General features: G+C 45.4%; 19 protein-coding genes and 1 pseudogene. 19 read left to right on the top strand and 1 reads right to left on the bottom strand.

The features are described from left to right. The first annotated feature begins 12 nt into the window (after positions 1-12). The 4 genes from ABID13_RS23870 (at position 13) to ABID13_RS28685 (ending at position 1687) form a co-directional block, all read left to right on the top strand. A complete protein-coding gene (locus ABID13_RS23870) occupies positions 13-390 on the top strand; it encodes a ParM/StbA family protein (protein WP_242849326.1) in 378 nt (125 codons plus the stop codon). A gap of 3 nt (positions 391-393) precedes the next feature. Beyond that, on the top strand, positions 394-942 hold the full coding sequence (locus ABID13_RS23865; RefSeq protein ID WP_242849325.1) for a ParM/StbA family protein: 549 nt from the start codon (positions 394-396) through the stop codon (positions 940-942). Then, positions 939-1316, top strand: coding sequence for a hypothetical protein (locus tag ABID13_RS23860; RefSeq protein WP_048931289.1), 378 nt, complete (start codon positions 939-941; stop codon positions 1314-1316). The genes ABID13_RS23865 and ABID13_RS23860 overlap by 4 nt, the downstream gene beginning before the upstream one ends. Positions 1317-1486: 170 nt before the next feature. Then, positions 1487-1687, top strand: a complete 201-nt coding sequence (locus tag ABID13_RS28685; protein WP_048931318.1) for a DUF3847 domain-containing protein — start codon at positions 1487-1489, stop codon at positions 1685-1687. On the opposite strand, the pseudogene ABID13_RS23850 reads toward ABID13_RS28685, so the two are convergent. Further along, positions 1680-2174, bottom strand: a pseudogene (locus ABID13_RS23850) (IS110 family transposase); the annotation flags it as partial. The gene ABID13_RS28685 and the pseudogene ABID13_RS23850 sit on opposite strands and share 8 nt — an antisense overlap. A 285-nt stretch (positions 2175-2459) precedes the next feature. On the opposite strand from ABID13_RS23850, the gene ABID13_RS23845 reads away from it, so the two are divergent. The 15 genes from ABID13_RS23845 to ABID13_RS23775 all read left to right on the top strand — a co-directional run bounded on the left by ABID13_RS23845 (position 2460) and on the right by ABID13_RS23775 (position 20687). Next, positions 2460-4205, top strand: coding sequence for an ABC transporter ATP-binding protein (locus tag ABID13_RS23845; RefSeq protein WP_048931288.1), 1746 nt, complete (start codon positions 2460-2462; stop codon positions 4203-4205). Continuing rightward, positions 4202-5923 (top strand): ABC transporter ATP-binding protein, encoded by a 1722-nt coding sequence (locus tag ABID13_RS23840; RefSeq protein ID WP_048931287.1) that lies wholly within the window; start codon positions 4202-4204, stop codon positions 5921-5923. Before ABID13_RS23845 ends, ABID13_RS23840 begins: the two co-directional genes overlap by 4 nt. Before the next feature lie 58 nt (positions 5924-5981). Then, a complete protein-coding gene (locus ABID13_RS23835) occupies positions 5982-6257 on the top strand; it encodes an MptD family putative ECF transporter S component (RefSeq protein ID WP_334291757.1) in 276 nt (91 codons plus the stop codon). A gap of 24 nt (positions 6258-6281) precedes the next feature. Next, complete coding sequence (locus ABID13_RS23830; protein WP_242849324.1) at positions 6282-6842, top strand: DUF6176 family protein; 561 nt, start codon at positions 6282-6284, stop codon at positions 6840-6842. Positions 6843-8333: 1491 nt separating this feature from the next. Continuing rightward, entirely contained in the window at positions 8334-9455 is a 1122-nt protein-coding gene (locus tag ABID13_RS23825) for an ABC transporter substrate-binding protein (protein WP_048931286.1), read from the top strand. Between the two features lie 40 nt (positions 9456-9495). Beyond that, positions 9496-10272 (top strand): nucleotide-binding protein, encoded by a 777-nt coding sequence (locus tag ABID13_RS23820; RefSeq protein ID WP_048931285.1) that lies wholly within the window; start codon positions 9496-9498, stop codon positions 10270-10272. Next, positions 10269-11594 carry a nitrogenase component 1 gene (locus ABID13_RS23815; RefSeq protein WP_048931284.1) on the top strand — a complete coding sequence of 442 codons (1326 nt, stop codon included), beginning with the start codon at positions 10269-10271 and terminating at the stop codon, positions 11592-11594. The genes ABID13_RS23820 and ABID13_RS23815 overlap by 4 nt, the downstream gene beginning before the upstream one ends. 39 nt (positions 11595-11633) lie before the next feature. After that, positions 11634-12818, top strand: a complete 1185-nt coding sequence (locus tag ABID13_RS23810) for a nitrogenase component 1 (RefSeq protein WP_002565658.1) — start codon at positions 11634-11636, stop codon at positions 12816-12818. After that, positions 12818-13864 (top strand): FecCD family ABC transporter permease, encoded by a 1047-nt coding sequence (locus tag ABID13_RS23805; RefSeq protein ID WP_002565657.1) that lies wholly within the window; start codon positions 12818-12820, stop codon positions 13862-13864. Before ABID13_RS23810 ends, ABID13_RS23805 begins: the two co-directional genes overlap by 1 nt. Then, a complete protein-coding gene (locus ABID13_RS23800; protein WP_002565656.1) occupies positions 13861-14673 on the top strand; it encodes an ABC transporter ATP-binding protein in 813 nt (270 codons plus the stop codon). Before ABID13_RS23805 ends, ABID13_RS23800 begins: the two co-directional genes overlap by 4 nt. Then, positions 14670-15263 carry a class I SAM-dependent methyltransferase gene (locus ABID13_RS23795; RefSeq protein WP_002565655.1) on the top strand — a complete coding sequence of 198 codons (594 nt, stop codon included), beginning with the start codon at positions 14670-14672 and terminating at the stop codon, positions 15261-15263. The genes ABID13_RS23800 and ABID13_RS23795 overlap by 4 nt, the downstream gene beginning before the upstream one ends. A gap of 2921 nt (positions 15264-18184) precedes the next feature. Next, entirely contained in the window at positions 18185-18595 is a 411-nt protein-coding gene (locus tag ABID13_RS23790; RefSeq protein WP_048931283.1) for a sigma-70 family RNA polymerase sigma factor, read from the top strand. 934 nt (positions 18596-19529) lie between these two features. Then, positions 19530-19874 (top strand): type II toxin-antitoxin system PemK/MazF family toxin, encoded by a 345-nt coding sequence (locus ABID13_RS23785; RefSeq protein ID WP_048931282.1) that lies wholly within the window; start codon positions 19530-19532, stop codon positions 19872-19874. Between the two features lie 94 nt (positions 19875-19968). Then, positions 19969-20379 carry a recombinase family protein gene (locus ABID13_RS23780; protein ID WP_048931281.1) on the top strand — a complete coding sequence of 137 codons (411 nt, stop codon included), beginning with the start codon at positions 19969-19971 and terminating at the stop codon, positions 20377-20379. 146 nt (positions 20380-20525) lie between these two features. Then, on the top strand, positions 20526-20687 hold the full coding sequence (locus ABID13_RS23775; protein WP_181988625.1) for an SHOCT domain-containing protein: 162 nt from the start codon (positions 20526-20528) through the stop codon (positions 20685-20687). Positions 20688-20725: the final 38 nt, after the last annotated feature.

Raw genomic sequence — 20725 nt, 5'->3', positions numbered from 1 at the left:
AAAGGAACGAGTATGAATTATCTGAACAACAATCCCATTATCATCGGCATTGAACACGGGTACGGCAACATCAAGACCGCCCACACCTACTTTCGCACCGGCGTGACTGTTCACGACAGGGAGTCGACCTTCAAGAATGATCTGCTGATTTATGAGGGCAGGTACTACACCATCGGCGAGGGACACAAGGAGTTTGCCGCTGATAAAATGACGGACAGCGACTACTATATCCTCACCCTTGCCGCCATCGGACGGGAGCTGAACATTCGCCATCTTTCCTCTGCCCGCGTCCATCTTGCCGCAGGTCTGCCCCTCACATGGGTCAGCGAACAGAAGGACGCTTTCCGGGCGTATCTTTTGCAGAAGGAAACGGCGGACTTCACTTTCTGAGGCGTGGACTACCATGTGGAGTTTGCAGGCGCGGACATCTTCCCGCAGGGCTTTGCCGCCGTTGCAGCAAATCTTCGGGACTTTACAGGAACGAATATGCTCTGCGACATCGGCAACGGCACCATGAATGTCATGTATATCAACGAGCGCCGTCCGGTTCCCGACAAGTGCTATATGGAGAAGTTCGGGACACACCAGTGTATGCTGGCTATCCGGGAGAGCGTGCTGCGGCAGTTCGGCAAAGTGCTGGACAACGCCACCATTGAGCGCGTCCTTCGCCACGGCAAGGCGGACATTGCCGACCGCTACCTGACTGCCATCCGGGAAACCGCAACGGAATATGTGTCCGGCATCTTTCGCAGGCTGCGGGAGCATGAGTACGACTCGGAGCCGATGAAGCTCTATGTGGTAGGCGGCGGGAGCTGCCTTGTGAAGAATTTCGGGGACTACGAAAAGGGGCGTGTCATCTTCAACGATGATATCTGCGCCACCGCCAAGGGCTACGAGCTGCTGGCAGAGCGCCGCATGAGAAAGGCTGGAGGCATCGTATGAGCAGGAATATCTACACGACCACGCTGCGGCTGAATCTGGACAACGCCGCAGACCGGGAAGCGTGGGAGCATCTGCAAAGACTGGACAAAAAGACGCATCGTTCTGTAAGCTGCGCTGTAATAGCCGATGTCAATGCTTACTTCGGTAGGCAGGAACAGCTTGCCGCCGATCCGTATCTGGAAACGAGAGAGAAAGAGGGCGCTTTTCTTCAGGAAATCCAAGAAACCATCCGGGAGAGCTTGCAAACAGCCGCACCCATGAACTTTGCTCCATGGATGCAGCTTATGCAGGGCGCAGTTCCGGCAGATACAGCAGAAAAACCGGAAGAATCCGAGGATATGGACGCCGCGTTGGACTTCGCGGACAGCTTTTGATAGCAGCTTTTCCTATTTTGATAGCAGCAATGACAGCAAAGACGGCTCATTTGATAGCACACACAGGAACCGAAAATATTGTACCACCAAAAACCGGCTGATTGATACCAACCGTAGTATCATTCAGCCGGTTTTCACTATCATGAGGGGAGGATTTGACCTTGACCACAATGACCGCAGAGGAAAAGAAACTGATTCAGGCACAGCATCGGCTGGAGGAAGCACAGATGCGGGCGAAGGAGAAAGCACGGAAAGCACGTACCCGCAGGCTCATTCAGGAGGGCGCGATCTTGGAGAAGGTGCTGCCGGAGGTTCAGGCTGTTGGGCTGTCTGAGCTGGAGGAATACCTGACCGGGAAGCTGGTTTGTTAACACCGGGATAAGTATTATCCAACAGGGCAATCAGGTTTGCTTTTGCGGCAACCTTCTGCTTCATAAAAAAGCTGAATTGAGAGTTTAAAGTTTTTAACTGAGTACGTGTATCGTCCATATCTGAATATTGGCGCAGTTCTGCCCAGTTGTCAAGAGTATAGCGTGCAATCTTGCGGGCATCTGCCGGGTCAGATTTGACCTTGCGCAGGGAGTTGTTGCCGAAGTTTTTGATTAGGTGAGGATTCACAACGGAAACGAATAATCCGGCTTCGTACAGAACCTTAAGCATGGGCTCATGGTATCTGCCCGTACATTCCATAACGATTTTGGATGGGCCCTCTAATGACCCAAGGTAATCTGCAAGTTCATTGAGGTTCTGGGATGTATGGGAAACATCGAAAGGTTTGCGGATTACAGTGCCGCCGGGTTGCAGAACTGCGATGGTGCTCTTGCCTTTTGAGACATCAATCCCTACTGCGTTGTACATTCTACGTACCTCCAAAAGTGAATTTGCATGGATTCCAGCATTCCTCATTGCCGATTCAATCTCCTGGGGTATCAAACGAACGTGGTGTGGTAGTTCAATCTGCATAAATCGAACGGCTGCAATGACAGGCTGGCTGACTGGCTTTCTAACGGACGCTAATGGTCCAAGGAGAACTCTGTCATACCGATGCCTAATCATTATACAGCTTAAACAATGAGAGGATTAAGTCCCAACTGGCTGTTGGGTACTGAAACCATACACTTATATATTAGGAGGAGAGTATCTATGTTTGGGGTATACAAAAAACTGCTATATTATGTACCAAAGCAGCGACCTTTGGCCTATTTTGCAATCGGCCTGACGGTGGTATCCACATTGTTCAATGTAGGTGCTTATTACTACCTCTATGAGTTTTTGAAACGATTGGTGGTAGACGAAGATATGGGGCATGCTCAATATAATGCGTTCCTGATTGCGGGGCTGTTGATTGGCGGTTCGCTCTTGTATTTTGCAGCCGTGCTTTTAACGCATATGTTGGTCTTCCGACTGGAGACCAACTTGCGCAAGCGTGGAATTGACGGCCTGACCAATGCCAGCTTCCGCTACTTTGATCTGAACTCATCGGGAAAGACACGTAAACTCATTGATGACAACGCAGCCCAAACTCATTCTATTGTAGCCCATCTGATTCCTGACAATGTCGGAGCAATTCTGACACCGCTTTTGGCGCTTGTGGTGGGCTTTTTGATCAGTCTGAGGGTAGGCATTGTTCTATTGGTTCTGTTCATGCTGAGTGGCGTGCTCCTTGTCCTGATGACCGGGGAAAAGAAGTTTATGGAAATCTACCAAAAGGCGCTGGAGACAATGAGCAGCGAGGCCGTGGAGTACATACGCGGGATACAGGTGCTCAAGATTTTTGGCATAGACGCTACATCTTTCAAGACGCTGCATCGGGCAATCACGGATTATGCACGACATGCCTTGAACTATTCTATGAGTTGCCGCACGCCATATGTGTTATTCCAGATGATCCTATTTGGCTCTATTGCCATACTCGTTTCAGTGACAGCCTTAACGCTGAATCGGATTCAAGACCCTGCCGTGTTGGCGGTGGAACTCATTATGACATTATTCCTGGGTGGAGTACTGTTTACCGCCTTTATGAAAGTGATGTATGTAGGTATGTATGCATTCATGGGGACTTCGGCGGTTGAGAAACTGGAGCAAGTGTTTTCGGATATGCAAAAGGATCGGCTTACATTTGGAAACAAGAGCACATTCAAAAACTATGACATTGAATTTGAACGGGTATGCTTTGGGTATACAGACCAGATGGTGTTGGAGGATGTTAGCTTCACTCTGAAAGAAGGCCGGAGTTATGCTCTGGTGGGATCTTCTGGAGGAGGAAAGTCCACGATTGCCAAATTGATTTCTGGTTTTTACAAAGTGGATGGAGGAGAGGTCAAGATTGGGGGAGAGCCCATCGAAGCCTATACAGAGGACGCCTTAATCCGCAATATCGCCTTTGTGTTCCAGAATGTCCGTTTGTTTCACATCAGTATTTACGAGAATGTCCGTCTGGCGAACCCAGGCGCTCAAAGAACGGAGGTCATGGAAGCGCTGCATCAGGCAGGTTGTAACAGCATTCTGAATAAGTTCAAAGATCGGGAAAATACGGTGATTGGCTCCAAAGGCGTATACCTGTCGGGCGGTGAGAAGCAGCGGATCGCAATCGCACGGGCAATGCTAAAGAATGCGAAGATCGTGATCCTTGACGAGGCCAGCGCGGCAATCGACCCGGAGAATGAGCATGAGCTGCAAAAGGCGTTTGCCCACTTAATGAAGGGGAAGACTGTCATTATGATTGCACACCGGCTGTCCAGCATTCGAAATGTGGATGAAATTCTGGTTTTGGAGGACGGGAAAATAGCAGAGCGAGGAACGGATGCGGCGTTGATGGCGACCGATACCAAGTACAGAAAATATCAAACGCTCTATGAACAGGCAAATGAATGGAGGGTTGTGAGATGAGAGAACTGTTTAAAAAGCATTTTGCCCTGACCGACAAGGGGGCCAAAGATTTGCAAAAGGCGAGCGCGGCCTCCTTCTTTGTCTATGTGATCAACTTTTTCCCCGCAATGCTGCTGCTTCTCCTGGTGGATGAGTTGCTGTTGAACAATGTCAAGGAAATGGGGCTGTATTTGTGGGGATCCGTTCTGGTTCTGGCCGCGATGTGGATTCTGCTCCGAATTGAATATGATGCACTGTATAACACCACTTACCAGGAGAGCGCGAATCTTCGCACGGAGATTGCAGATGTTCTGACCAAGTTGCCTTTATCTTACTTTTCCAGGCATGACCTTTCGGATCTGGCGCAAACCATCATGGCGGATGTGGCAGCTATTGAGCATGCTATGAGCCACGCTATGGCAAAGGCGGTGGGATTCCTGTTCTTTTTTCCGTTGCTTTCGGTTCTGCTGCTCCTTGGCAATGTTAAATTGGGGCTTGCTATCATTCTACCGATTCTGCTTGGATTCGGGCTTCTTTTATTGTCGAAAAACCTTCAGATTCGGGAGTCATTCAAACATTATCAAAAGCTCCGGGACAACTCTGAGAGTTTTCAGGAGGCCATTGAAAATCAGCAGGAAATCAAGAGTTTTGGCTTGACTCAGAAGATTCGGCAGACTCTTTATCAAAAGATGGAAGAAAGTGAGAAAATCCATCTTCGTGCAGAGATTTCAGCGGGCTTTCCTATGTTGTGTTCGAATGTCATTCTGCAATTTGCCTTTGTGATTGTAATCCTGACCGGTGTTCAAATGCTGCATACAGGAGAGATCGATATCCTGTACTTTTTGGGATATGTACTGGCCTCCATTAAGGTGAGGGAGAGTGTAGAGTCGGTCAATATGAATGTGGAAGAGTTGTATTATCTGGATTCCATGGTCAAGCGTATCCGGGAGATTCGGGAGACAAAGATACAGCAGGGCAAGGATCAGACAATCTCAAGTTATGATATTGAATTTGATAAGGTGTCTTTTTCTTACGATAAGGATACAGAAGTGCTCAAGAACGTCAGTTTCACCGCGAAGCAAAACGAAGTGACTGCCTTAGTGGGTGTGTCCGGTTGTGGGAAAACCAGTATCCTGCGTCTGATGTCAAGACTTTATGATCATGACGGCGGAAGCATCCGGATTGGCGGGCTGGATATCAAAGAGCTCTCTACAAAATCCTTGTTTGAAAAGTTATCCATCGTGTTTCAGGATGTAACGTTGTTTAATACATCTGTTCTGGAAAATATCCGCATTGGGAAAAAGACGGCCACAGACGAGGAAGTCATCCGGGCGGCACGATTGGCCAACTGCGAAGAATTTATCCGGAGGCTTCCGGAGGGGTACAAAACGATGATCGGAGAAAACGGAGCAACACTCTCCGGAGGAGAACGTCAACGGTTATCCATCGCCAGAGCCTTTTTGAAAGATTCACCTATTATCATTCTGGATGAAATTGCAGCCTCTTTGGATGTGGAAAACGAAAAAAAGATCCAGGACAGTTTGAACCGCCTCATTCTGGATAAGACTGTTATCATTATTGCCCACCGTCTCAAATCCGTTGAAAATGCAGATAAAATCGTGGTGATCAACTGCGGGAGAGTGGAAGCGTCCGGTACTCATCTTGAACTGCTCAAAACTTCTCCAACCTATAACAATTTGGTGGAGAAAGCAAAACTGACGGAAGAATTCCAATATTAGCGTAAAGGGGACAGGGTGACTGTTTTTGAACACGGCGCTTATTAGTATTTAGTTCGTTGTGGATACCATCTGCATAGTGAATGGTTTTCTAAACAGGGTGCTGTCCGTTAAAATTCTCATGTTCCTCAGTACTCCGGTTTACATGCGGATGGTTAGCGGGGAAAATAAAAGATTTGTCCTTCTGACCTATAAGACTATCCTTGGTCTCTGCTTCTTTATGTTTGGCAACTGGTTTATTGTCCCGTATTGTATGTTTATCGGGTTACTCAGTGAAACATTTTATGGAAACAGAGGCATTGTCATAATACTAAGAAATTTGATGCAACCTTTGTAGGAGGAGCGAGTAGAGAAGATACGGTTGCTATTAAAGAATATGGGGCTGTACGAATATCACATTGTACATCTGGCTATTTTGTCTGATGCATTGAAAGTGGCTAGTAGAAATGAAAAACTGTGCTCATACATGCTCCGAGGGTTATGGAAGAGCGCTGTAAATATTGTTTTTCATTCTGAGGGAAGAAAACATATCAAACAAAGAGTTAAAACCAATATAGAAAGAGGTGTTTCCATGGATATTGTGTTATGGCGTATGAGAATCAAAGATGGCAAGGAAGAAATGGCCCAGGAGTGGATTGCTTTTCTTCAAGAACATCAGGAGGAAGGAAATAAAACACTAAAAAATGAAAAAGAGCATTTGGAGATTTATTTTTTAAATCAAGAAAATGGGGCCGCATATGCCTATATGTTTGTATTGGCCGATGACTTGGACTATGCCGCTAAGACTGCAGAAAACAGCGGCAATCCATTGGATGCAAAACACATGGAATACATGAGCGTTTGTGTCGATTTGGAGGATTGTACACAATTGAGTCCTGTCTTGGCTTTGGGAGATTTTTCTGTGTTTCATTCGAAAAAATGATAAAAACAACGGATCATCCTTTTTTGCGATGGTCCGTTGTTTAATTATATGCAAAAGCTACTACGGTAATTGATGCGAAAATATCATTTAGAAGAGTTTATACCGTTGCCAGATATCCTCAGAAAAATAAATACACTCTACTCTTTGGAACATTGTAAAAGTACCTTTCAATTGCAGTTGAAGTCTGGAGATGGCATACTCATAATAATTCAAAAAAACAGTCAACAAGTTTAGCGCTCAACTTTTTTGACTCATTTTGGAGTATAGATTATGACAACTACTCATAACAAACGTGTTCTTATGCAGGAACAGATAAAACTTATTAATGAATGCCGCACTGACTGGTGTCATAAAAAAGGCATTGCGCTAAGTACTTTTTACAACTGGGTTAGCAAATGCTGTAAAGAATCCGCTGATATTCTGGAACCTAATTATGGTCATCATGAGACTTCTCTGCCTAAATAGGATGTAGCCTTGATATAGTTTCGGATGTAGTTCTGGAATCGGCTGCAGCACTTCAGTAGCAGACTCCACTGAAATTTGACAATTCACATATGATCGAGGTTATTGTAAATGGTATTATAATCTGGCTCATGAATAATACAGATCCCATTCTCCTTACACATACAATAAAGTTACTGAGGATGCTGCCGTGTTAGGAGATATCTACGGTCTGGAAAGCTCTACATTGTCTGTGTCTGCATCGACATGATGAAGTCCATTGATGGTCTCTGTGCTATTGTGCAAGAGCACAGAAAGCTGGATACAAAAAAGAGAATTGTGCTGTTCTTGGCAACCTATATAATGCTTGGAAAGTCGCATTTTTGTGAGGACCTTCTCGTAGTGCGGTATTTTCCGCTACCACGTCTTCGTACCTTTGGGCTATGAAACACTAACCCTTCTTTTAATAAACGTGGCCGACATTAGCATCGGTAATAAAAAAGCAATTGCCAACATGATTGATGGAAATACCCATATATCAGACATAAGAGACTTGATAGCACAGAGAATGAGCGCTGTGTTTGTCAATGACAGAGCTAACACAGTAAATAGAGAAACTTCAAAGAATCATACAATTGTTGTCAACCACATATAAGCAAAACTACTCGCCAGTATAAGTAAGGAGTTTTTATTGCTGCTCTGGTTTATATATTTTGCGTTGCTGAAATCAATAAAAGTAAGCAATTTTTTATATAATCTGACAACATGATAATTTCCCTTATTGAAATGCCACGTTCTTAAATGTTGCTATCCCGAGTTTTTTGGACGGTTCCAGGATTGTTTGGTAGAATTCATTCGTGCGCCGGTATATTAGATATTTGGTCAAAAACGAAATTAGGTATTGACATTTCTGGATGGAAGTGGTAAGGTCAAAGAAAGTTAGTATAAACTAACCTACGGGGGTTATATTTCGTATTCCAAGTGAGAGACTTTTTTTTAACAGAAAGGTTAGTTTAAACTAACCACTAATTGACAGAAGGAGGACTATAGATGAAAACAAGAGTACTATCTCTGTTATTGGCGTGTGTACTGGGACTATCTCTGTGTGCCTGCTCCGGTGGAGGACAGATGGAAACTTCGACAGCAGAGGATTTGTTCACTCAGACAATTGATAAAGAGGATAGGACCGTGCTAGAGAGTGATAAAATTGTGATCACTGATCAGCTGGGACGCACCATTGAATTTGATGAACCACCCCAGAGACTGGCTACAACGATCATGCCATTCCCTTATATCTTCTACGCTGTAATGGGAAATAATGATTACATGATTGGTTGTAATCCTTCTTCCGTGATTGCCTACGAAGATAGTGCGCTGCGGCATATGTATCCTACTATGGCTAAGGTTGACACAAGTTGGGTGGACACTAGCTTCGTAGTCAATATAGAGGAGTTGCTGAAGCTGGAACCCGATGTGGTTTTTCAGTGGAACTATATGACCGAAGAGATCGAAAAGATGGAAAACGTAGGTCTGAAGGTCATTGCACTCCAATATGGCACTATGGACGATCTGGAAACTTGGATTCGCATTATTTCCTCTCTGTATCAGCAGGAAGAACGCGGAGAAGAGTTGATCGATTATTTCTATGCTCAGGTGGCGGAGGTAAGTGATAGAGTTGCCACTCTGAACACTTCTGAATTCAGAAGCATCCTACAGCTTTCCGACAATCTGAAGGTTGCTGGTCAGGGATTCGGCTACTACTTATGGGACAACAGCGGTGCCATCAATCCTGCGGCAGACCTGTCTGGCGAAGAGCTGAATGTTGATATGGAGCAGATCTATTTGTGGAACCCTGAGATCATATATATCGGTAACTTTACCGATTTGCAGCCCTCCGACTTGTTGGAAAACAAGCTGGAAGGTCAGGACTGGTCCCTTGTTCGGGCTGTCAAGGATGGCGAGGTCTATAAAATTCCTATCGGTGGATACCGCTGGGATCCCCCTGGAGTTGAAACCCCTCTGACGATCAAATGGATGGCCAAAATCCAGCATCCTGAGCTTTTTGCCGATATGGATATGGAGACCGAACTGCGTGACTTTTATCAGGAGATGTACGGATTCACGCTGACAGATGAGATGGTGGCTGAGATTTTGGGTGATACTCAGAATTAAATAAAACTTACTTAAACTTTATGCAGGAAAGTGTGAATTTATGAGAAAGATTGCGTTTTACGGAAAAGGCGGTATTGGGAAGTCCACCCTAACCTCATCCATTGCCGCGGCGATTGCAGGAATGGACAAACGGGTCATGCAGATAGGTTGCGATCCCAAAGCGGATTCCACTTTAAATTTGAGAGCAGGTCAGGAACTTACCTCGGTAATGGACGTGCTGCAGGCATACGGCGGACTTTGCCCCAGTCTTGATGCGATTTCTGTCAAGGGGTATCGGGGGATCGTCTGCGTGGAAGCTGGTGGCCCCACACCTGGAAGTGGTTGTGCTGGTCGCGGCATTATCAAGACCTTTGATACTCTGGACGATTTTAATGCATTTCAGGTTTATGCCCCGGAATATGTGTTCTTCGATGTGCTTGGCGATGTGGTATGCGGTGGGTTTGCAGTTCCCATTCGACAGGGATATGCTGATGAGGTGGTGATTGTGACCTCTGGCGAGAAAATGGCGCTATATGCCGCTGCCAATATCAAGAAGGCCTTGGACAACTTCCAGGAACGCGGTTATGCTAAGCTCCGCGGAATTGTTCTTAACTGTCGAAATGTCCCCGATGAGATTGCCATCGTTGAGGATTTTGTGCAGCGGATCGGAACAGAGATCATTGGTGTTGTCCCGAGAGATTCCGACATTCAGAGAGCCGAGGAGCAAAACATGACCGTGGTCCAGATGGATTCTGAACTTCCTGTTTCTCAAACCATCATCGACATCGCCAAACGCATTATGGTACCTGTGGAGGAACAGAAGGAAGGTGCTGTATGAAAAAAGAACTATATCACCTGACAATAGCGAATCTTGACCCCGCCGCGCCGGAATTGGGCACTAAAGGCAAAGTGGTCAGTGGACCCTGCCTTCATTACAGCGCACCCAGTGCGGGAGGATGGGGAATTGTCCGAACCGCGATGCTGGTACCGGAAAGTGTATTGTTGTTCGTGGCACCGCATGGTTGTGGCCGACATGGCTCCGTTTCCAGCGTACAGCTGGGATTGCGCAGCCGCATTCGTTACATGGATATTACCGAGGAAGATTTGGTCTTGGGTAGCCATATGGACCGCATTCCTGCTGTTGTAGAAGACATTCTGAGTTGTCTACCGAAGCGTCCTCCTGCATTCTTTATCTGTGCCTCTTGTATCGATGATTTATTGGCCTCTGATTACAAAAATCTGTGTCTCCGTCTAACTGAACGGTATGGGTTGCCCTTTGTGGATTGCCACATGAATCCCATCACAGCCAATAGCAGTATGCCACCAGCTCTGAATATACAGCGCAGTCTTTATGATTTTCTCTGTAAGGAGAAGAATACGCGTGTTCCGAAAGACACGCTCAATGTGGTTGGACACTTTTCGCCTATTAATCCGAACAGTGAGTTTTTCTCCCTGATGAATGAGGTGGGGTTCGAAAAGGTGCTTCAGCTCAGCTCTTGCCAGACTTTTGAGCAGTTTATGGAAATGCGACACAGCAGTCACAATTTGCTCATCAAGCCCTTTGGTCGGGTCGCCTGCCAGGAGATGGAGCGTCATCTGGGTATTCCCTGGCATAAAGAGTTCATCCGCTACCATCCGGAAGGAATCCGCCGTGGCTATGAAGGGCTGGAGACCTTCCTGGAACGAAAAATTTCCTGGCAGTCCTGCTACGAGAGTTGCATGGATAGTATCTCTCAGTGGCGGAGGCGTTTGAAAGGCTTGCGGGTAGGCGTTGGAATTGGAGTTAACGGCTCTCCCTTTGAAATCGCCATGGCACTGGCTCTATGTGGAGTGGAGATCAGTTTCCTGCTCAGTGATGCTATTATGGAATATGAATGGGAATCGATCGCTCAGTTGAAGCGGAGTTTTCCCGATGTGCCAGTATATACCAGCTATCATCCGAGTATGTCTATGGCGGAAGCTGTCCCGGAAGAAGCAGATGTTACAATTGGTTTTTCCGCCTCCTATGTGTGCCCGTCTTCAAAATTGTTTATGTTGGACGCTGATGACCAACACTACGGTTTTGAAGCGTTTACTGCTCTCCTCCAGGGCGTGGAGGATGCTTTGAACAGTGATATTTCTGCCCGGGCTTTGCTCTACACCAAGGGACTTGTGGTGTAAAGCCATTTGTTTTCATAAACAATTGTTAGGAGGTTCTCTATGCGAGGTTTTTATTCGATTTTACCCACGCTGTCTCCGGATTTTTCTGGCGTATGTAGCACTCTGTTTGAATTGGGTGGTATTTTAGCTATTCATGATGCGGGTGGATGCACAGGCACTTACACTGGTTATGATGAACCTCGATGGTTTGACCAGCGCAGCCGGGTGTTTACATCTAATTTAGATGACGCCGAGGCAGTATTCGGAGATGATAGCATCTTTTTAAATAAACTTCTTTCTGCAGATGAATGGTTGGACAGCAAGTTTTTTGCACTGCTAGGTAGTCCTTCTCCTGCCGTGCTAGGAACGGATTATCGTGCTCTTGCCAAATTGGTTGAAAACAGAACAGGCAAGAAAGCAATGAGTTTTCCTACCAAAGGGACGGATTTTTACGATCGCGGCGTTTCAATGGCGCTTTTGAGGTTGGCTAAAACCTTTTTGCCTGAACACCGGACAGACGTGCTTCCTCGCTCGGTAAATCTCATTGGAGCCACTCCTTTGGACCTGACCCATCAGCGGAATGTGGATGTCCTTCGCAAGGTTTTGGAAGATGCAGGATTCACTGTTTGCTCTGTATGGGCTATGGGTAGCACTTTGGAGGAGATTAGCGGCAGTGTAAGCGCGGCCTGCAACATTGCTCTTACGGTTTCAGCCTTGCCCGTCTGCCGATACTTGGAGAGCAAGTATGCAATGTCCTGGCTGGCGGGAAGTTTCTCTGGCCGGAAACCCTTGCAACGGTTCCTGATTCAGTTAGAAAATCTCCTATCCGAGGTTCCAGTTCAGGAAGCAGAGGAGAAGACTGTTGAAAAATATGAAGGGCTTTGTGCATTGGTTATCGGTGAACAGCTCATGGCAAACAGTGTGCGGGAATCCCTAGAACTGGATAGAGAATTTACTTCCGTGGACGTTTGCACCCTGTTTGACGCAGACCAGCAGCTGATGCGTTCTGGAGATCAGGCTCATATCAGCGAAGCGCAGCTTGAAGAAAGAATTCGTTCTGGGCGCTATGATTTGGTTATCGGTGATGGCTTTTTCCGAGAATTGGATTGGGTCGACAGCCCCACCGGTTATGTGGAACTTCCTCATGTCGCAGTCTCCAGTCGCCTTGGATGGACCAGTCAGGTCTGCCCCTTTGGTGACAAGTTCCTGGAACTGCTGGATGCCGCTTTACAGGAGGGCGTGTGATGAGAAGTGCGCAACTGAGTCGAGCGAAACAATGTGCTATGGTATTGCTGTTGGCGATGGCATTGACCGGCGTGTTTCTGATTTTGTTATGTGTGGGGCGCTATTCGGTGCCTCCTTTGGAAGCCTTCCGAATTATGGGAGTAGCCCTCTTTCGGGATGGACAGGCATTGGAGGCGTTGAAGGCGGAGAATCCTTTTGGGGTTAGTGTTATTTTGGGCTCACGCCTTCCACGTCTGTTGATGGGGATGATTGTTGGCGCGGGGCTTTCTGTGGCGGGAGCTACATATCAGGCTATTTTCGGGAATCCGCTGGTTAGCCCGGACATTCTGGGGGTCTCCTCCGGCGCGGGTTTTGGAGCTTCTTTAGGTATTCTCCTGTCTACCAGCACCCTCATTATTCAGGGCTCCGCTTTAACGTTTGGACTGCTGGCTGTACTTATGGTTTTTCTGGTTTCAAAAGTAAATGGTCGGACGGAGTTGTTTACTCTGGTACTCTCGGGTGTTATTATTCAGGCATTGTTTGACGCACTGGTTTCCCTTATTAAATATGTTTCGGATCCCCAGGAAAAATTGCCAGCCATTACAGTTTGGTTGATGGGAAGTCTGGCCAGTTCTTCTTATAAAGATATCATCGTTTCGTGCGTGATCATCCTGCCCTGCATTGCAGTCCTTCTGACGCTGCGCTGGAAAATGAATCTTCTGTCTTTGGATGAAGAAGAGGCTCGTTCGTTGGGGGTCAACGTTCATCGTCTGCGCTCTGTTGTTATCGTGCTTTCCACACTGATGACCGGTGTGACGGTTTCTCTGTGCGGTGTGATCGGATGGATCGGTTTGGTTATTCCTCATGTTGGACGGATGCTTGTTGGCAATGACCATCGTGCATTATTGCCAGCCAGCGCGCTTCTTGGTGCGCTCTACCTGCTATTGATTGATACTATTGCCCGTACTGCCACCGCGGCGGAGATCCCGCTTTCCATTCTAACCGCGATCATTGGAGCGCCTTTTTTTGCGTGGATGCTACGAAAGACTTCAGGAGGTTCCACATGATTTTAGAGGTAAAAAACGGCTGCTTTTCCTACAACAGCCGGTCTATATTGTCCGGTATCTCCTTCGAGCTGGAAGAACATAAGGTCATGACGGTTCTGGGCCCAAACGGAGTTGGAAAAACCACGTTGCTCAAATGCATTATGGACTTTCTCCATTGGCAGCAGGGGGAAACCTTTATTGCGGGCCAACCCCTGCGGACTTATAAAGAAAAGGAACTTTGGCAAGTGATCAGCTATGTACCGCAGGCGAAGCGGAGCGTGTTTTCTTACCGTGTGCTCGACATGGTGGTAATGGGCCTGAACGCGAGCCAAAACTTTTTTAAGGTTCCTGATCAATCGCAGTACGATCAGGCAGAGGAGCTTCTGAACTTGCTAGGGTGTCAGAAACTTATTGACCGATACTGCAATCAGCTCTCGGGAGGAGAGCTTCAGATGGTGATGATCGCCAGAGCGCTAATTTCCAGACCTCAGCTTTTGGTGTTAGATGAGCCGGAATCGAATCTGGACATGAAAAACCAACTTCGCATTCTGGATGCCATTGAGCGTGCTTCGCGTGAAATGAACACCGCTTGCCTGATCAACACGCATTTTCCAAATCATGCCCTTAATATATCGGATCAGACTCTAATGCTGGGACTGGGACAGAAAAAACTGTTTGGTGCGACAAAGGATTTGCTTAACGAGGAAAATATTGAGCGATTCTTTTCTGTACGTTCCAAAATCGTTTCTTTTCAAGCAGATGGTCAGGAACACCAGACCATTTTTCCTTACCGTATTGCTTCTCACAGCAGAGGAGGTGGCATAACATGATTCCGTTTAGCTATGATATTATGCAACCAATGTATCCGCTCCTGATCCAGCAATTTCTGGACGATTACAATCTGTCTGCCGGTGTGGCTTTAGATATTGGAACAGGACCTGGAAATCTGGCGGTTGAGCTGGCAAAAGTAACAGCAATGGACCTGATTTTGGTGGACATTGACGGCGAAGCGCTTCGGACCGCACAGAGCCGCCTGTTTGAATTGGGGGTGGATAACCGAATTTCTACCCTGTGCGCTGATGTGGAAAAACTGCCTTTACGGGATAACCTGGCGGATTTTATCATGTGTCGTGGTTCTATCGGCTTTTGGCCGGTTCCCGTCCAGGGAATAACTGAAATTTATCGGGTACTGAAGCCTGGTGGATGTGCCATTGTCGGCGTGGGTGCCGGGCGGTATATGCCGGAAACCATGCGCCGCAGGATCTATGAGTCCATGTCTGCTTCAGATAGAACAACTTCCCCCCGCCAATATACTCTTGAAGATTACGATGCCTTTGCCCGTCAGGCCATGCTGTCGGATTACCGCGTCATTATCGAGGATGATATATCCAAAGGATGTTGGTTGGAAGTAAAAAAATAGAAAATTCCATCGTTTCAGGAGCACTGCCCGACACCGATGGAGTTTTTTATTTTTTTACAAGATAGGAGAGGTTGTATCAAATATCCGCGCTCATGTTCGTCAGGATAAGTGGGAACGCGCGATGGATAAATTTGTGATGACCAGTGCTGAAGATTGGCAACAAGATAAGAATACTACAGGATGTATATCTGTACCGTTAGTGTCTGTTATCAAGGTATCCAATATCATAGAAAGCTCCGTTAGCTATGCTCACACTAAACAGTGATGTTTTGGCTCCTCGTAAAATTGCTTGGAACGGTCGTTTTGTGATCCATTCCCGTAGCGCTGAAGCCACGATTAGCAAGTTCAGAAAAGAGGGAAGAACAATAACCAAAGTGGTGCAGATGAATCCAGGTAATCCTGTTACTGACCGCTTATATATCTGGCAATATTGATCACAATGGAGACGGGAGAGTTTGGCTGAGCACGATCAAATCTATTAACACAGCCTCACTGAACTATCCGTTTCCCATGATCACGTCAGTATGCTCCTTTAAAGGCAAACACTCCGATTTTTAAAATTACACGAATAGTTTCCAATAAATCATATTCTGGGGAAGCTCTGATGTTCATTTTACTTCAAAACGTTATGGCATGAAAATTGATGGAGCTGCATATGTAACGGTGGCTTCGCAGAGCGCGTATGCAATGGCTTCTCTTTGGTATTTTAAGCGAAAAAATAAGAATTAATGCAATTCGCATTGAAAAAACGCTTTTCTCGGGAATCATTTGGAGTAGGTTTTTCTGCGATGCTGATGCAGGTGACGATACTGGTATAGCAAACTGTACTTTATAATCTTGCGGCGCAGCATGGCGGAGATACATGGCAGATTATACTCGGCGTGGCATACCGGGTAGTGCCTTTTGCATTTATTCCTTTATAGGACTTTCTCAGGTATATCAGCCAGCGTTCGGAACCAATTACAATACAAAACAGTGCGACCGGGTAAAGGATATTACGAAAGTATTTGCAATCACAGCAATTTTATTAGTGTTTATTTGCTAACTGACGATTATGTTAGTACCGAAGACAATTCTCTCTATGTTTATTACAACGCCGTCCGTAGTGGAACTGGGTGTAGGGGATTTCCGTCTGTTTCTACTGTAATATATTTTATTGGGAGTCTGAACTGTGATTCTGCCTCTGATGCAGTCTCTTGGCAGAGCTACGCGAGTGTTCTGGTTATTTTTCGCCAAATAGCCATCTACAACCTGCGGCCTATCATCATGCCTTATATTGCCGGATTTGGTGTATATAGCGTATTTTCCATAACGCTTATTATTGATATGACAGTTTTTATTGTTGTGGATGGTATGATGCTAACTGAATTTAGAAGAATGGATGTTTTAAAATCTATTGGAAGATAAAAAAATTTATGGAATCATTTATACAACGTTACGAATTTTTATGGTCGAAACAAGTACATAAAAAGGATGATTGTTTTATGTGCGGAATAAAAGGTTTTAGATGATTTGGAGAGCAAGTGTAGTGCTGGTTTGGTCAATGTACAAGGAGTATTATCCCATAATAGTAGGGAAGGTTATACTGTTTTTCTTGATAATTACCAGGTTGCTCTACAAAAATTATTTTTATCTATGAAGACATTGGTATGAGTAAAAAGGTTGATATATACATAATTTTGAGATTTTATACATTTATATATTGCGCAACAAATATTATTATTAAGTATAATGATTTATAAGCGCCTTGCTTAACAAAATACTATTTTGCCACTCCATAGCCAGAGAAAGTTTCTGGGCTGGAAATGTATCTGGAATGATTCTAAAATAAAAAATTATAATTACGTATTTGCATTTAGCTTTGGGAATGCAGGATAAAATAATCCGTATAATAACTACAGACCTTATCAAATTTTTAAAAGAGCAATTGTTAAATAAAAGACTATCCTCTACAGGGATAATGAAAGGTACACTACCCTCCAATAACCCATTAGATGGTGAGTAGGCATTAAGAAAAGACTTAAAAAGCTCCGTGATAAAACTAAATTTTTGTTATATGAGGTTGTAGGCCCCTTCACTTTTTCCTTTATAGGAGTGAAGGGGCTTGTTTAGTTCCTGTTGTTCCTTGAAAACTTTATATTCAACGATTTCACTACGTTAGCTGTCTAGCGCGAATACGGCAATTGGTATAGAAAAAAAGACTTCTCTGTCAGCTTACAGGAGCTATGGTGTCCTGTTACTCTATTTATATGTGTAGATTGAGACAGAATAATTTCACTACGAAAAGTTATGCCATTTGTTAAAAAGTAATATGAAAATATAGAATTCGTCATCTTATTATGAAGATTATATAGTAGTTTGCAGAGATGCATTATTTGTTAATATTTAGTCTGAGCGATCGTTATACCGTTATTCAAGTTTTATAAATAACAGATTAGAGTAAAAAACAGGTTTTTTAAATGTTAATGAATGTGATTTTGACATATAAAAGAATCGATAATAAGTAGGAAATATAATTAGGTAGGTGGCTTATTTATATAGTAGTTAAAAAAGTTTAATTTGAGCTCCTTACCTTATTTGTAATGATTGGTCATTTTTCATACATTGGATTTAGTAGATAAAAAACATGAAGAACAGGTTTTACTGACATGGTCATAAAGAACAGATCTCCTTGAGTACAGCTGATGTACGGGAAGTTTGATATGTTGGTTTTTCGCTGCTTCTGTTAGATATAGAGATGTCTAATGTTTGAAAATTGAATGTATTTAAAACAGACAAAAGATAAGAAAAAAAGGCAGGAATCCAGGGCTGATAATTTACTCAATCAGCATTTTCTTTGCATTTTTGCTCAAAATACCAGGTGTCGTTCACCTCCGGATTTGTTCTTCATTTCATATTTTAAGAATTGGAGGACAAGCCCTATGGCGGAAGAAAGGAATTATACCATTATTGTACAGAGAGAACGTGTGGAAGTGAGCAGAGAAGTTTATTATGCCTATCATAAAGCCCGTGAGGCGGAACGATATCAGAATCGTGTCATCCGGCAGATCGAGATGTCGCTGGAACGGTTCCAGGAGGAAGGGGTGAACACGGAATACCGTGTGGTCCGTTCGGCTCCGGGAATTGAGGAGGAAATGATCCGGGCCGAAGATAACCGCAGACTGTATCAGGCGCTGGAAGAACTGAACGTAGAAGAACGGCTGTTGATTGATGCTTTGTTCTTTTCTGGGATTACGGAAGGCGAACTGGCAGCCCGTCTCGGAGTTACCCAGCAGGCAGTGAGTAAGCGGAAGAAACGGCTTCTGAGAAAGCTCCGTGAAAAAATAGAATAAATTTTTTGTTTTCTGAGGTTGTGGGCCCCTTCACTTTTTCCTTTATAGGAGTGAAGGGGCTTATTCAGTCCCCGTTGTTCTTTGAAAACTTTATATCCAGCGATTACGATACGTTAGTTGTCCAGCGCGAAAGCGAAAGCGGCATAGAAAGATACGCCACGACCACCTGCAGGATCTCTAGTGTCCTGTTAATCTTATCATATCGAAGGTGCAGAGCGGTTTTTTCTGTTCTTTAAATGGCCCGTGGCCGGGCCATACCGCCATGACCTGGGCAGCCTATGATGATACTTCCGTCTAGTCACAGCCCCTCTTGACCGAGGGATCACGCAATGAGGGCGGCAGCCGGAGATCCCGGCTGAGGCAGCAAAAGAAGCTGTGCCTATGACGGCCTTGCCAGGGCTGGTTGTAATCGACTGCCAGGCTCCGGGGAGGTGTGCCGAATAGGAGCATAAAGTATTTAATAAAAATGAAATGAAGAACAAGTACGTTTTTATATTGTGTGGCGGCAGCTGTATCTTAAGCGCCGCCATCAGATATATTTTTACTGAAACGCTGAATCTTTGTCAGATTGGCAAAGCGTACTTATTAGATATGGTGATAGCTGTTTTATGATAAGCCAGATATGATGTGGTACAGAAAGAATAGACCATCAGAGGAGGAAGCGATCATGAGAAATGATAGCAAAAAGACAGTAGCAATGTATATCCGATTTGGGAGAGCAGAATCGGTCCATCACAACCCTTGCAAGCATGACAGCATCGACTGGAAACAGCAGTGAGAGGATTACCAAAAGGAGCAGGAAAACTATCCCTTGAGTAAAGTCTGGTTTTAAAAGAGAACGGGATAAAACTACATAGAGTTTCATCCCCTTGCTAAATACAAGTGAGGGGATTTTTTGTTTTCAGAAAAACAGACATGAGAGAGGATAACCAAAGTGAATATTTTAAGAGGCGATTTATACTATGCAGACCTGACACCGGTAACCGGCAGCGAACAGGGCGGCATAAGGCCGGTGCTGATGATCCAGAATGACATGGGCAACCGGTTCAGCCCAACCGTGATCGTAGCGGCCGTAACTAGCAGACAGGACAAGCATCCGCTGCCGACTCATGTCCTAATCAGTCCAAGCCACTGCGGCCTGAAAGAACATTCCGTTGTACTGTTAGAGCAGATCCGGACCATTGACCGTGTCCGCCTGAGAGAGTGCATAGGCCGGTTACCGGAAGAGGATATGGAGCAGGTAGATCATGCGCTGCGGATCAGCATCGGCCTTAGTTAGACGGAAAACAACGAAACCACAGAAAGAGCCGAGCCGTATATATATTTAAAGTTCGATTGAACGTTGTAGTCCAGAATAGGAGGGAGAGGATCTTATGAACGAAAAGCAAAAAGCATGGGTATATACCCGGATCGATGCACCGGAGGACCGGTATGGGAGCTTGAAGCGGCAGGACCAGAAGCTAACCGAATATGCCTCCCGCATGGGGTGGGAGGTAGTCGGTCATTCCCAGGACATTGGTTCCTGCCGGGATATGAACCGGCTCGGACTCCAGGCATTGACCGATGCGGTATCACAAGGGGGTGTGAATATCCTGGTGGTGAGCGGTCCCGACCGTCTGAGTCGCAATGCAAAGGACATCATTGTCTATGCAGAGTTTTTACAGAACTTTGGTGTGGAGGCTTATTCGCCGAAACAGGGGAAGATTGAAGTGCTTTGCACTTCTGTGTTAAAGGACTCGGCATTAGCGGTACCGGAAGATAGTCCGAATTTATCCATTCATTAGGAGGCAGGCCATGGAACAGAAGAAAGAAACGAACGAGGTCCGGTATAGTGTGGCCCGGAAATGCTTTGCACTTCTGTGCTAAAGGATTCGGCATTAGCGATACCGGAATACGGTCTGAATTTATCCATTCATTAGGAGGCAGACCCATGGGACAGAAGAAAGAAACAAACGAAGTCCGGTACAGTATAGCACGGAAACTGCTGAATTTGATGCTGGAAAATGGCTTTATTTCAGAGGAGGAATACAAAAAAATCGATGCCTTGAATCGGGAAACATTTTCTCCGGAATTGTCGAAAGTATATGGGTAAAAACACTGGATATATCTGAAAACTTGTGGTATTGTGTG

It is taken from the genome of Enterocloster citroniae (genome assembly GCF_040545455.1).
GTDB classification, from domain to species: Bacteria; Bacillota; Clostridia; order Lachnospirales; family Lachnospiraceae; genus Enterocloster; species Enterocloster citroniae.
The sequence above is the reverse complement of the archived record's forward strand: the minus strand, read 5'-3'. Positions and strand labels throughout refer to the sequence as shown.

What these genes read in the sequence shown, in the direction of transcription:
- ABID13_RS23815 (WP_048931284.1), top strand. Translation starts at nt 10,269, where the DNA reads ATGAAAAAAGAACTATATCACCTGACAATAGCGAATCTTGACCCCGCC.
- ABID13_RS23845 (WP_048931288.1), top strand. Translation starts at nt 2,460, where the DNA reads ATGTTTGGGGTATACAAAAAACTGCTATATTATGTACCAAAGCAGCGA.
- ABID13_RS23790 (WP_048931283.1), top strand. Translation starts at nt 18,185, where the DNA reads ATGGCGGAAGAAAGGAATTATACCATTATTGTACAGAGAGAACGTGTG.
- ABID13_RS23860 (WP_048931289.1), top strand. Translation starts at nt 939, where the DNA reads ATGAGCAGGAATATCTACACGACCACGCTGCGGCTGAATCTGGACAAC.
- ABID13_RS23840 (WP_048931287.1), top strand. Translation starts at nt 4,202, where the DNA reads ATGAGAGAACTGTTTAAAAAGCATTTTGCCCTGACCGACAAGGGGGCC.
- ABID13_RS23810 (WP_002565658.1), top strand. Translation starts at nt 11,634, where the DNA reads ATGCGAGGTTTTTATTCGATTTTACCCACGCTGTCTCCGGATTTTTCT.
- ABID13_RS28685 (WP_048931318.1), top strand. Translation starts at nt 1,487, where the DNA reads ATGACCGCAGAGGAAAAGAAACTGATTCAGGCACAGCATCGGCTGGAG.
- ABID13_RS23805 (WP_002565657.1), top strand. Translation starts at nt 12,818, where the DNA reads ATGAGAAGTGCGCAACTGAGTCGAGCGAAACAATGTGCTATGGTATTG.
- ABID13_RS23775 (WP_181988625.1), top strand. Translation starts at nt 20,526, where the DNA reads ATGGGACAGAAGAAAGAAACAAACGAAGTCCGGTACAGTATAGCACGG.
- ABID13_RS23820 (WP_048931285.1), top strand. Translation starts at nt 9,496, where the DNA reads ATGAGAAAGATTGCGTTTTACGGAAAAGGCGGTATTGGGAAGTCCACC.
- ABID13_RS23780 (WP_048931281.1), top strand. Translation starts at nt 19,969, where the DNA reads ATGAACGAAAAGCAAAAAGCATGGGTATATACCCGGATCGATGCACCG.
- ABID13_RS23795 (WP_002565655.1), top strand. Translation starts at nt 14,670, where the DNA reads ATGATTCCGTTTAGCTATGATATTATGCAACCAATGTATCCGCTCCTG.
- ABID13_RS23870 (WP_242849326.1), top strand. Translation starts at nt 13, where the DNA reads ATGAATTATCTGAACAACAATCCCATTATCATCGGCATTGAACACGGG.
- ABID13_RS23800 (WP_002565656.1), top strand. Translation starts at nt 13,861, where the DNA reads ATGATTTTAGAGGTAAAAAACGGCTGCTTTTCCTACAACAGCCGGTCT.
- ABID13_RS23825 (WP_048931286.1), top strand. Translation starts at nt 8,334, where the DNA reads ATGAAAACAAGAGTACTATCTCTGTTATTGGCGTGTGTACTGGGACTA.